General features: G+C 58.1%; 3 protein-coding genes (1 of these 3 only partly in view). All 3 read left to right on the forward strand.

All coding sequences use genetic code 11. The features are described 5' to 3' along the window. On the forward strand, positions 1 to 11378 hold the 3' portion of the coding sequence (locus BUB23_RS10955; RefSeq protein WP_073103166.1) for a non-ribosomal peptide synthetase. Its footprint begins 2788 nt before the window's first position; only the last 11378 of its 14166 coding nucleotides appear in the window; its start codon lies off the left edge, out of view; the stop codon is at positions 11376 to 11378. Positions 11379 to 11440: 62 nt separating this feature from the next. Beyond that, positions 11441 to 12469, forward strand: coding sequence for a TauD/TfdA family dioxygenase (locus BUB23_RS10960; RefSeq protein ID WP_073103167.1), 1029 nt, complete (start codon positions 11441 to 11443; stop codon positions 12467 to 12469). Continuing rightward, positions 12466 to 14322: a non-ribosomal peptide synthetase gene (locus BUB23_RS10965; RefSeq protein ID WP_073103168.1), complete on the forward strand. Its 1857-nt coding sequence runs from the start codon at positions 12466 to 12468 to the stop codon at positions 14320 to 14322. The genes BUB23_RS10960 and BUB23_RS10965 overlap by 4 nt, the downstream gene beginning before the upstream one ends. Positions 14323 to 14368: the final 46 nt, after the last annotated feature.

Genomic DNA, 14368 nt, shown 5'->3' on the forward strand with positions numbered 1-14368 from the left:
ATCTGGCATTGCGCCGCAACACCGGGAACGACGACATCAGTATCGGCGTGCCTATCTCGGCGCGCAGCCAGTCCGGCCTGGAGCGGGTGGTGGGCTTCCTGGTCGATACACAGGTCATCCGAGTCGCGCTGGACGGCGCGACACCGTTGCGCAAGGTATTGGCCGAGGTATTCCGGGTTTTCCTGGAGGCCAGGCGCCACGGGAATATACCCATCGATGCCATCGTCGAGGCATTGCAGCCCGATCGTGAAACGGGCCGCAACCCCTTATTCCAGGTGGCCTTCAATTACATACGCACCGACTTGCGCGAGTTGAATCGCGTCCCTGGTTGGCGGTGCGAGGAATATCCCGTTGCGCCCGCAAGACCCCAGTTCGACCTGACGCTGGACGTGCGCGAGCGGGCCGACGATGACTGGCGCGGAATCTTTACCTATGCGGAGGGACGTGTCGACGCGGATACGGTCGAACGCATGGAGGGGCACTTCCTCTCTGCCTTGCGGGGGATCGTTCGTCAACCGGACGCCGCGATAGGCGAGACCGATCTGCTTACGCGTGCTGAGCATCGGCGCTTGCGGGAATGGTGCAGCATAGGTGCAGCCTGGCCGCAGGCGTCATTGGTGCACCACGCGATCGAGGCGTGGGCAGCGCATGCGCCGCAGGCGGTGGCGCTGGTGTATGGCGATCAGGCGCTCAGCTACCAGGAACTCAATGTCCGGGCGAATCGCCTGGCGCACCATCTCGTTGGTCTGGGCGTGGGTCCAGAGGTGAAGGTGGGAGTGGCGCTGGAGCGCTCGGCCGAGCTGGTGGTGGGGCTCTTGGCTGTGCTCAAGGCGGGAGGGGCGTACGTGCCGCTGGATCCATCCTACCCGGCGGATCGGTTGGCCTACATGATGACCGACAGCGGGCTGGAGCTGGTGCTCACGCAGGCGTCGGTGGCGGCATCGCTGCCGCTGCCCGAGGGCGTGGTAGCGCTGGAGGTGGACAAGGTGGACCTGTCCGGCGAACCGGAGACCGATCCCGATGTTCCTGTGTACCACGAGAACCTAGCATACGTGATCTACACGTCAGGCTCCACCGGGCGGCCCAAGGGCGCGCAACTGACGCATCGCAACGTGGCGCGGCTGCTGGCGGCGACCGACGCGTGGTTCGGCTTCAGGCCGTCGGACGTGTGGACCTTGTTCCACTCGTATGCGTTCGACTTCTCGGTGTGGGAGGTGTTCGGTGCGCTGTGCCACGGCGGCAAGCTGGTGGTGGTGCCGCAGCTGGTGAGCCGCTCGCCCGACGAATTCCTGGCGCTGCTGCGCCGCGAAGGGGTGACGGTATTGAACCAGACGCCTTCGGCGTTCCGGCAACTGATGCAGGTGCCTGGGGTGTACGACGGCGGGTTGTCGCTGCGCACGGTGATCTTCGGTGGCGAGGCGCTGGATCCGCGCACGCTGGGGCCATGGATCGCGCAGTACGGCGATGCACAGCCTCGGCCGGTGAACATGTACGGGATCACCGAGACGACGGTGCACGTGACCTACCGGCCGATCACGCAGGCGGATGTGGCGGGGGAGCGCAGCCCGGTAGGCCGGCAGATCCCGGACCTGGGGTTGTATGTGCTCGATGGCGACGGCAACCTGGTGCCGGCAGGTGTGGCGGGCGAATTGCACGTGGCCGGAGACGGGTTGGCGCGCGGCTACCTGAATCGGGCTGGTCTGACGGCGGAGCGGTTCGTGCCGGACCCGTTCAGTGAGGACGGCGGTCGGCTGTATCGCACGGGCGACCTGACGCGCTGGAACGGCGAGGGTCAGTTGGAGTACCTGGGTCGCATCGACCAACAGGTCAAGATCCGGGGGTTCCGGATCGAGCTGGGCGAGGTGGAGGCGCAACTGCAGGCGCAGGCCGGGGTGCGGGAGTCGGTGGTCACGGCGCAGGAGGGCCCGGCCGGCATACGGCTGGTGGGCTATGTGACGGCGCAGGCCGGAGAGGTGCTCGACAGTGCGACGTTGCGTGTCCGACTGGGCGCCGTGTTGCCGGAGTACATGGTGCCGTCGGTGGTGGTGGTATTGGATGTGCTGCCGCTGACCGCCAACGGAAAGGTGGACAGAAAGGCGTTGCCGGCGCCGGAGTTTGTGTCGGTGGGATATGAGGTGCCGGTGGGCGAGATCGAGACCGCGCTGGCGGGCGTCTGGCGGCGGGTACTGGGTGTGCCGCGGGCGGGCCGGAACGACAACTTCTTCGAGCTCGGTGGGGACTCCATCCTGAGCCTGAGGATGGTGTCGGAAGCCCGGCGGGCGGGATTGTCCACGGTGGTGCGCCAGTTGTTCGAACACCAGACGCTGCAGGCTCTGGCTGCGGCGATCGGTGATCAGGCGGTCGAAGAGCCGATCTCGGTCATTCCTGAGATGCAGCGCCGTGGACTGCCGCTGTCGCATGCGCAGCAGCGTCAGTGGTTCCTGTGGAACCTGCAGCCGCAGGGCAGCGCGTATCACATCGCCGGAGGGCTTCGGTTCCAGGGCGGGCTGGATGTCGCGGCGGTGCGCGCGAGCTTCGATGTCCTGGTCCAGCGGCACGAATCGCTGCGCACGACCTTCGAGCAGCGCGACGAGGGCATGGCGGTGCAGGTCATCCACGATTCGCTGCCATACGACTATGCGTTCACGGATTTGACGGGCGACACCGATCCGCAGGCGCGGTTAAAGCACGTGACGGAGAAATTCGGGCGCCGACCCTTCGACCTAACGAACGGCCCGCTGCTGAGAATCGAGGTGATCAGGCTGGCCGAGGCAGAGCATGTGCTGCTGGTGTCGATGCACCACATCGTGTCGGATGGCTGGTCCATCGGGGTGTTGCTCAAGGAGTTCGTGCAGGCGTACCAGGCGAACCTGGACGGCCTGGAGGTGTCGCTGCCGGCAATGCCGATCCAATACGCGGACTATGCGGTGTGGCAGCGTGGCTGGCTGGAGGCGGGCGAGCAGGAGCGGCAGTTGGCGTACTGGCGGGACTACCTTGGCCAGGAGCACCCCGTGCTGGAACTGCCGGTGGATCATCCGCGACTGACGCTGGGGCAGTATGGTGAAGCGCGCGTACCGATCGAGTTGCCAGATGACTTGGTCAGCCGCATCCGCAAGTGTGCGCATTCACAAGGGGCGACTCCCTTCATAGTGTTGTTGTCTGCATTGCAGATTCTGCTGCATCGGTACTCGGGACAAACAGACATTCGCATAGGAATTCCAAACGCAAACCGAGACAGACACGAAACGCAGGGAACGATCGGATTCTTCGTGAACACGCAAGTAATCCGAACAAAAATAAACGACCACACCCCGATGAGCCCCGTGCTGGAAACAGTCAAACATGGCGTAAAGCACGCGCAAACGCATCAAGAACTGCCGTTCGATGTGCTGCTGGAGGCACTAAAGCCAGAACGCAGCCTAAGCCACACACCACTGTTCCAGGTAATGCACAACCACCAGCAGCGGGGCAATGACGTACTCCAGACCCTGCCCGGCATACAAGTCGAAAACTACGACATACACGAGAGAACGGCCCAGTTCGAGCTAACCCTAAACACGTCTGAAAACCAAGACGGAAACATATCGGCCAACTTCACCTATGCAAACGAACTGTTCGAGCACACCACCATCGACCAACTCGCCACACACTACGCCACAATCCTAAAAGCGCTCGTAGAGGAAGAACGAAAAGCCGAACGAGTGGGCGAAGTGGAATTGCTGGATGCCACGCAGAAAGAGAAAATCCTCAGCAGCGGGCACGCAGACGGCGACAACCCAGCACCACCCCCGGTACACCACCAAATCGAATCCAAGGCACCGCAGACACCAGAGGCCATAGCACTGATCTATGGCGACGAGGCACTGAGTTATGCGGAGTTGAATGAACGGGCCAATCGATTGGCGCACCACCTGATCGGCCTGGGCGTGAGCCCGGAGACGAAGGTAGGCGTGGCGCTGGAGCGGTCGATGGAACTGGTGGTGGCACTGCTGGCGGTGCTCAAGGCCGGTGGCGCCTACGTACCGCTGGACCCCTCATATCCAGCAGAGCGGCTGGCCTACATGATGAGCGACAGCGGTTTGGCGCTCATACTGACGCAGTCGACGGTGCGCGACGCACTGCCATTGCCAGAGGATGTCGCGGCGCTGGAACTCGATCGGCTCGACGTGAACGGACTGCCCCATCGCAATCCCGCAGTGAAGGTGCACCCGGAGAACCTGGCCTATGTGATTTACACGTCCGGCTCGACTGGGCAGCCCAAGGGGGTAATGGTGCGCCACGCCGCACTATCAAACTTTCTGCGCAGCATGACGACGCAACCAGGCCTGAACGACGATGACGTACTCCTGGCTGTGACGTCTCTCTCATTTGATATTGCAGCGCTCGAACTCTACCTGCCATTGGTATGCGGGGCGAGGCTGTTGCTCGCGCAAGCAGACGCGGCGCGCGACGGTGCCGAGTTGCGACAGCTTATCCAGCGGCACGGTGTCACCGTCATGCAGTCTACGCCGTCGGGATGGCAGCTGTTCCTTGCCGGCGGCAACGACAGGCTAGAAATAAAGGGGTTGTCCGGTGGCGAAGCGCTGCCGGCCGAGTTAGCACGTCGATTGCATGACGCCGGTGTGACGCTGTGGAATATGTATGGCCCGACCGAGACGACCATTTGGTCGATGGTGGACCGGGTGACGGGACCAGATATTGGCTTGGGCCACCCGGTTCGAAATACTCATGTGTACGTGTTGGATGCAGGCGGTCAGCTAGCGCCGCCGGGCGTGGCAGGCGAAGTCCATCTTGGTGGGCAGGGATTGGCGCGGGGGTATCAGAGTCGAGCAGGACTGACGGCTGAGCGCTTCGTGCCAAATCCGCTTGACGTCGGAGGGAGCCGGCTGTACCGCACGGGAGACTTGGCGCGGTGGACGGCAAAAGGGATGCTGGAGTACCTGGGCCGAATCGACTATCAAGTCAAGATCCGCGGATTCAGGATCGAATTGGGCGAGCTGGAAGCTCAACTACACGCGCAGTCCGGCGTTCGGGAAGCTGTGGTCACCGCGCTGGAGGGTCCGTCGGGGACGCGGCTCGTGGCCTACGTGACTGCTCAGGCCGGCCACACACTGGAGGCTCAAACGCTGCGGGCCAAGCTTGGCGAGTTGCTTCCTGAATATATGGTGCCATCGGCGATCATGGCTCTGGAGGCACTGCCGCTGACGCCGAACGGCAAGGTGGATCGCAAGCGGCTACCGAGGCCTGAGTTCGCTTCGCAGGACTACGAAGCACCGCTAGGTGAGGTGGAAGAGGCGCTGGCGCGAATATGGCAAGATATCTTGGGTGTTGAGCAGGTTGGGCGCCATGACAACTTCTTCCAGCTTGGAGGCGACTCGATCTCCAGCACGCGCTTTGTCAGTCGAGCCCGCGCTGAAGGATGGAAAGTTCAGTTGAGCGACGTATTTCGGCGACAGACCATAGCTGATCTATCTATGGTCACTGAGGCAGATATACCGATCCAGGCAGCCGACCACACGAATGGAAGCCTGTCATTTGAGGCGTCCAACAGTGTCGTAGACGGGTATCCGCTGTCTCCCATGCAGATGGGCCTAGTGTTTCATAGCCGCTTTGCCCCCAATTCGGCTATGTACGTGTCATCCACCGTTTACGAGATCAGTGCTGAACTGGACGTAGATAGGTTCCAGCTCGCCTGGGATAGTGTGCTTGCTCAACACACGTCCCTAAAGGCGGAATTCTTCGAGAGCCTAGACGGCGAAATCCGGCAGCGTGTCAACGAAGACGCACGCATGCCAGTTCAATTCCTGGATTGGAGTGATGCCGGCGAAGAGGGCATCGACACTGCAGTCGAGAGCTTGCTGCGCGCGGAGCGGTCTCGATCGTTCCATTTGGACAGAGCCCCCCTTATGTGGGCGAGCTTGATCAGACTTCCAAGCCAGCAGTATCGATTCATTCTGCATTTTCACCATATCTTAATGGACGGGTGGTCGGCCCCCTTGCTATTTAGCGCCTTCTGCGAGGCATATGAGTGCGGCGGGGATATGAGGCATTCGACGACTATTGCCCTTAGGGCGGAGCAACCCAGTTTCTGGGACTTCCTAGGATGGATACAGAACAGACCCGCTGCGGAAGACCTGGACTATTGGCGCAAAGTGCTTGACGGTTATCAGCCGGCCACGAGCGGCAGCGGCGTCAGTCATCCCTCCCACGATGTCTATTCCACATACGAGATTCGGCTGCAAGTCACTGTGACGGAGTTAGAGAAATATGCGCGCGATCTGCATGTCACCCGGAATGTCGTCATGCAAGGTGGTTGGGCGCTTTTAGCGTCGGCAATGCAGGGGACCCAGGACGTGGTTTTCGGGGTGGCCGCATCTGGGCGGCCGCCACAACTTGACGGCATCGAGCGGGTAATCGGCCTTTTTATTAACGCGCTGCCAGCCCGTGTGTGGGTAGACCCGGAAGCGCCATTGAGCGAATGGCTATGGGGAATCCACTGCGACCTGGCCGCCATGATGCAACATCAGCACACGCCACTGGCTGAAATTCAGTTGGCATGCGGTATCACAGCCGGCACATCTTTGTTCGACGCGTTACTGGCTTATCAAAACTATCCAAAGAATATCTCGCCGACAGCCACCGAGGTGGCGAGCTCATTGAAATTAAAACAAATACGAATTGTCGAGCAGCCGCACTATCCTCTGAATGTACGTTTTCTGGTCGACGATGATGTGATCCTCAATATCGTCTTTGACCGCACAAAGTTTACCGAAGAGTCCGTAGCCGGTATGGCGAGTCAATTTGAGTCTTTGCTTGTGTCGATGCTGGAAGGGAAAGCCAAGACTGTCGGAGAGATCAACCGGGCGACTGCGCCAAAGCCCGCAGCGGTCCAAGCCCTGGCACATAGTCATCATAACGACACCATGATGAGCCTCCACCAGAGGGTGCTTGCACACGCGAAGCGACGGTCGAAGGCGGTCGCGATATCTCAGGGCGACACGCAGCTCACATATGGTGAGCTAGATAAGGCCTCACAGCATGTGGCATCGCAACTGCGTGCCGCTGGAATTGGCCCCGAAACAATCGTCGGGGTGTCGACGGATAGATCTCCGGCGTTAATCGTCGCCATCCTTGCAATTCTAAGAGTCGGTGCGGCGTATCTCCCGCTGGATCCGAGTTACCCGAAGGACCGCCTGAAATATATGCTCGCCGACAGCGGCGCCAAAATAATACTTTCACAAAGACAGCTGCGCGAGCGATTGCAGAGCCTAGGCGCGAGCCTGATTCTAGTTGATGAGGCCCTGGAAATTGATGTGGGCGATGTGAGCCTCGATGAGGAGAGCTCTATATGTGCGCATGCTGCGAATATGGCATATGTCATATACACCTCCGGATCTACTGGAGACCCTAAGGGCGTAGTTGTTACCCACGATAACGTCTGCCGACTCTTAGACACCACGCAGCCGCTGTTTCGGTTCGATAAAAGGGACGTGTGGTCTCTATACCATTCATACTCCTTCGACTTCTCGGTGTGGGAGATATTTGGCGCATTGACGCATGGCGGCCGACTGGTCATCGTGCCGCAGGATACCGCACGCGATCCCGAGGCGTTCTCGAATCTAATAATCAGTGAAGGGATCACGGTATTGAACCAGACTCCATCTGCTTTTCGCCAAACGATGGTGGCGCTGTTGAATGAGGTGGAGCAATCGGTGGACTTGCCGCTGCGTTACGTTATCTTTGGCGGAGAAGCCCTCGATTTAGGCGTGCTAACCGCGTGGTTCGATAGGCTCGGCTTTGAACAGCCAAAATTGTTAAACATGTATGGCATAACTGAAACCACCGTACATGTTAGTTTTTGCGAAATAGATCGCCCTACGTTTGAGCGAAAATCGCAAGGCAGTCCAATCGGCGGACCTCTTCCGGATCTGAAATGGTATGTGCTTGACGACAGGTTGGAGAAGGTAAAGCCTGGTACGCCAGGCGAGATATACGTCAGTGGGCCGGGATTGGCGCGAGGCTATCTATTAAAGCCGGCGTTTACCGCAGGTCGATATATTCCGGACCCGTATGGTGAAGCTGAGGGTGGGCGCCTATACAAGACCGGTGATCTTGCAAGATGGACGAGCGACAATCATCTAGAGTATATCGGTCGGTCAGACCAGCAAGTAAAGCTGCGTGGATTCAGGATCGAACTGGGAGAGGTATCGGCCGCCGCGCGCGGTCATGCCGCAGTGCAGGATGCTGAAGCGGTAGTGATCGACACCGATGCGAATGATAGGAGACTGACGTTATTCGTTGTGCCAGACCTGCAAGGTATTCGTGAGCAGGCTGAGATTCGCCGACAGTCGGACGACCCACTGGCCAGCAATTTGGCCGAAGACTGGGAGGAGATTTTTGACACCACCTACGAAACGGCGCCGTTCAGTCCGAGCTTTGTTGGCTGGAATAGTAGTTATAGCGATCGGCCTATACCATTCGAGGAAATGAATGAGTGGCTGCTTGGCACGGTGCGTCGCATAAAGGATCTAAGGCCACGCAAGGTATTGGAAATTGGCTGCGGCCTAGGGCTAGTACTGCAGCATATTGCCCCTGCCTGCGAGTCCTATACGGGTATCGATTTCTCTCAATCCGCAATATCAAACTTGACGCAATGGGTTGCAAAAAACGGATACACGAACGTCAAGCTGTTCACTTCGCAAGCGAACCAACTGGCTGACTGCGTGGGCGGCCCCTTCGACACGATCATCATCAACTCCGTTGCGCAGTATTTTCCGTCGTGGGAGTACTTTCATGAAGTGCTTGGTAGCGCGGTCTCACGCTTGACGGAGAACGGAGCGATCTTTCTGGGCGACCTTCGGCCGTACGCGAACCAAGCCAGCTTTCACACGGCAATTCAGATGGCTCGTGCCAGTGGCGACTTGAGCGTGCAAAGTATCCGCCATTTGATTGAAAAGGCGGTAATGGAGGATGACGAGCTTCTCATAGACGCGCAAGCGCTTAGGCTCGTTGCACGAGAGGCAGGCCTTCTCGATGTCGAAGTGCGACTCAAGGACGCACGATATGCCAATGAGCTCAGCGCCTATCGTTACGATGCGCTGCTAACCAAGGGGCATCGCCAGAGTCGAGGCGCGTCAAGTTCCATCGTTGCGATGCCCGACGGCGCGGACTTTGGCTGGGTCCGCGACCTGTTGAGCCGTGCGACACATTCATCGGTCCGCATTATTGGTGTACCAAATTCGAGAGTCATGGCCGATGTAGCGCTGGTGCGTGCGTTGAGTGCAAGTTCCGACGAGGACACGGTGCTAGCGGCGAACCGTGCCAAAATGCGCTTCTCTACAGCCGGCCTTGATCCGTCCGACCTGTACCGGCTTGGAGATGAGCACGGATGGTCCGTCGAGACTGAATGGGGCTCCGACCCGGACAGCGGCTTAATCGATGTTCATTTCTACCGCCCATCGAGCCATGAGGACGGCCAGAATGCTTCAGCAAATTCTATCGAACAAAGCGAATATCTCGCAGCGGGCCGAACGTTTAGCGAACCGGTGGTAGCGAAGTATATCCAGTCGTTGAGTGCAATCGTCAGAGATCATTTACGGTCGCAATTGCCGCCGCACATGGTTCCACCTCATATCGTCGTGTTGCCGCGGATCCCGTTGACGGCGAACGGAAAACTGGACCGGGGGCTTCTTCGCGAATATGGCGCCGGCTCCCGCAAGCATGAGGTCAGGGCCGCCTCGACAGACATAGAGCGGGCGATCGCTGAAGTATGGCGAGAGATACTCGGTATTGACGGCATCGGTGTAGATGAAAGTTTCTTCGAGCTGGGTGGCCATTCAATTCTTGCCGTTCAAATGACGGCAAGGGTACGAAAAGCATGCGGCATAGAACTGCCGCTCGGGGCCGTATTTAGCCATCCCTCGATTGCGGAACTCGCTGCCTTTCTCGAAATTCGACGAGACTCAATGGAGGACGCTGTGCCGCGCCTGCCGTTCGAGTCCATTGACCGGAATGTCGAGATGGCGCTGGCTCCGCAGCAAGTCGGTCTGTGGGTCGCGTGCCAGTTCACTGCGGAGCCGGCGCTTTACAACATCGTGGGAGCATTCGAGATCAGAGGGAAGCTAGACCGTCATGTGCTAAGAGCGAGCTTCGCAGATCTGATGTTTAGGCACGAAATTCTGCGTACGAGATATCCGGACATGCATGGCAGGCCTACCCTATCAATCGATGTCGAATCGGTTGACTACGTCGAGGTGGAAGTCCTAGTGTCCGACGAGATCGACGGAAGAAAACACATCGAGTCGGTTCTCAGCGATTTCGCGAGAATTTCTTTTGATTTGGTGACCGGCCCGCTCTGGCGTGCTCGCGTGTACGAAATCTCGACTGACCGGCACATCATCGCAGTGTCGATGCACCATCTGATTGCCGATGGATGGTCATTGGGAATTCTTCTCGACCAGCTATCCTCATGCTATCGGCTTCGTTTGACGAATAAGGCGTTAGATATTCCACCCTCGGGTGAGCTGCAGTATGTTGATTTCGGTGCTTGGCACGAAAAGCTGCTGAGCGGAGTGAGGGGGATTGCGCTTAGAAAGTTCTGGGCGAACTATCTGGCCGATTTCAAGGGAGTAGCCGCTCTTCCAGGCCAGCAGGCCGGAGGGCAATACACTCCTGCCGCCAATTGCATCGATGCATTAGTACCATGGTCGGAACTGAAGGGGCTGGATAGTCTCTGCATCGACTTGGGTGTAACCCTCTTTACTGTGCTGTTATCCGCACATCTTGCCGTCTTGCATCGGCTAACTGGAGCGCCAGACATTGTGGTCGGCGTCGATGTGGCGGGTCGCGACCATGGAGACACGCAACGAATGGTTGGCTACTTCGTTAACGTGGTACCAGTTAGATCGACACTCGCGAATTCTGCCGAAGTACTAACGTTCAGGGATTTTTCGGAGCGGACCGCTAAATCGCTCCGAACTGTTCTTGACCACGCCGAATTGCCTACAGACCAGATTGTTCAATGTGCCAGAGAGGCCGGCATTCGGCCTGCGGGCGGCTTGATTAATTCGCTATTTGTCATGCAGAACTTCCCCACAGGGAATTTCCGCATTGAGGGACTGGATATCAATTCGGTCGATGTCGCCGCGAGTTATTCGAAGTTCGGGATGGAGTTCTTTCTCACGGAATCCTCCAACGGGCTCAAGTACCGGTGCCATTATTCGAAAGCATTATTTGGTACGGAGTCGATGCCGGCGGTGCTGCGGCAATGGCGTCAACTGATCAAACGTCTCGTGAATTCTCCGGAAACGAAGTTTATGAACGTCTTCCCTGACATTGCTGCGGTCGGGGGTAGGCGCGTCGATGCATCAGTTTGGTAGCGGCCCAGGCTGCGTGCATATCGCTATCGAAAGAATGAATTAACTCAATCAATGGGGTTATCGTGAGTGAGCAAACTATTACTATTGACTCCAAGCAAGTCATACAGCAAGTCTGGCCCACGAGCGGCGCGATATCGCGCCCAGCAGTGGTGTGCGCGGGCGCGCCGACCATAGACGCCATCAGTTGGGCCTCACAAAATCTTGCCTTGATTGACGAACTATTATGCGCTCGTGGAGCGATCCTGTTTCGTGGGTTCGGAATCGGTACGATCGAGACTTTTGAGCGCTTCGCTGGTGCAATGTGCGATGAGTTATACGGCGAGTATGGCGATCTGCCGCCGAAGGAAGGTGCCAAGCGGGCATATCGCTCAACGCCTTATCCCGAAAGCGAGATGATTCTTTTCCATAACGAGAGCTCACACCTCGACAAGTGGCCGAGAAAGCAATGGTTCTACTGCGAGCTGCCATCCGTCAAGGGTGGAGCGACACCGCTCGTCGACTGCCGACAGATCCTGGAACATATCCCGCCCGCGTTCAGTGAAAGACTGGCGATTGAAGGTCTTCTGTACATCAGGACATTCACTGACGGGCTGGATGTTCGCTGGCAGGACTTCTTTCATACGGAGGATAGGCAGACCGCAGAGCAAGTTTGTCGAGCCGCTGGTATGGACTGCCTATGGCTAGGCGATGACGACTTGCAAATGACGAACCTGAGTCCGGCTGTCATCGAGCATCCCATTACGCAGCAACGGGCTCTGTTTAACCAGATCCAGTTGCATCACCCCTTTTTTTTGGCCCCAGACCTGAGGGAGTATCTCTTGTCTATGGTCGGTGAAGACAGACTGCCTCGTAATGTCCGGTACGGCGGAGGCGAGCCTATAGAAGTAGAAAATCTACGGGCACTATCTGAAGCCTATGATGCCTGCGCTGTCCGGTTCAGTTGGGCAGAGGGTGACGTAGTGCTTCTGGACAATATGCTCACAGCCCATGCTCGCGACCCTTATGAAGGGCAACGGAAGATCGTCGTCGCCATGGGAGAGATGGTGCCGTCGAGAGCCTATTGCGCAAAATTCAAGACGGAGGCTATATGAACGATTCGGAAGTGTCTTGCTTGACTGGTAGCACTGTGCAATTCGTGGAGCAAACCTTATTCGACAGGCTTGAGGCGTGGAATGCGTCGGTTCCAGACCAAATCGCGCTTCGAATGGCGAATGTGGAACTATCATACGGTGGCTTAATGGAACGGGTCGCAGCTACGGCCGCCGGACTTGCCCTGGCCGGTATTCGGCCAGGAGATATCGTCGCCGTCCGCATGCCCAGATCGCTCGATTTGGTAATCGCCATTCTTGGCGTCATGCGTACTGGGGCAGCGTATCTGCCGCTAGATGAAGCATGGCCAGTGGAGCGCTGTCAGTACATCTTGGCCAACGCTGCCCCGAAAATGATGCTCGTGTCGAATGTGATGGATCCTATTCAGTGGGGCCTGGCCACCGCCGATGTTAGCCAGCTCGCCGCTGCTGTTAAACATCCGCGGCATGTTCCGGACCTTCCCAGCCCAACAGATGCGGCATACGTCATCTACACCTCAGGCTCGACGGGGGTGCCAAAGGGGGTCGTTGTCGAGCATGCTCAGTTGCTTAACTATGCTGCGGCGATCTCCTTGGCGTGCGGTTTTGACCATAAGCTGCGTTTAGCGCTGTCTTCGGGGGTCGCAGCGGATCTGGGAAACACAACCCTTTACGGGGCGTTGTTCTCCGGCGCGACGCTTGTCGTCGCCACTGAGGGGCAGATGCAAGACCCAGTCGCTTACTCCGCGTTCATTCGTGAGGAGCGCATCGACTGCTTGAAAGTCGTGCCGTCTCAGCTAGAGGTTCTAATCGAGGCTCCGGGGTGCATGATGCCGAAGATAGTTATTCTTGGCGGCGAGCCCGCAAACAGTGCGCTCGTAGGCAAGATTCGCGAAATCCACCCGTCAGCAGTCATCTACAACCACTATGGTCCAACAGAGTGCACAGTCGGTGTTCTCGTACATCGTTTGGGCGAGAAAGAGGCTTTCGAAGCCGGCGAATGGGGCCTGCCCCTGAGCGCTGCTCTATCGAACAATTACATCTCCATCCGCGACCAGGATGGGCGGCTGGTGAAACGTGGGGAAGAGGGTGAAATCTATATTGCTGGTGCGCAGGTATGCCGGGGCTATTTAGGTCAACTCCCCGGCGACGGCTTTGTGCAGCTTCCCGACTCGCCCGGGGAAAGGTTCTACGGAACCGGTGATCTGGCAAGACAGTCCGCTGATGGAAGACTTGCGTTGACGGGACGAATCGACGATCAAGTGAAGATCCGCGGATATCGGATCGCATTGAGAGAGGTCGAACTCGCATGTCTGCGCCTGCCGGGCATACAACAGGCAGTTGTATGCCCGACGCGCGATAAAGGAGAGACCGAACTGGCAGCATACCTGGTAGGTAGGCTGGACTTTTCCGTCGGCGCTCATGCAGCCGCCCGAAGATCGTTGCAAAAATACCTTCCGGACGCTTTCATCCCTAGCTATTTCTCCGTCATTGATGAGATACCGCGCCTTGCCAACGGAAAGATCGATCGACAAAAGCTGTCGTCTATCCTACCCGTACGGCCTGGTCAGGAGGTGGTGGAAATACGTGCCGTTCGCTCAGGTACGTACGTGGAACGATTCATCGTCGACGCGATCGCTGGCCTGATAGGAGGGCGGCGCATAGAAATTGATGACGATTTCTTTGATGTGGGCCTTCATTCGCTCCAAGCCATTCGTCTCGCAGCAAAGATTCGTGAAATCTTACGCGTCGATCTCAAGCCGGGCGGCGTATTGACGAACCGGTCGATTCGGGCGCTGGCAAGCCATATCGACTCAATCGCGCAAGAAAATTCCAACATAGAGAAGCACGCTGCAGATTACCTCCTGCAGGGCTGACGGGGCGATGCGGCTGCCTCGCCTCGGCGACGGTCAGCCGCTTGCG

It is taken from the genome of Pollutimonas bauzanensis, assembly GCF_900129885.1.
Classification (GTDB): domain Bacteria; phylum Pseudomonadota; class Gammaproteobacteria; order Burkholderiales; family Burkholderiaceae_B; genus Pollutimonas; species Pollutimonas bauzanensis.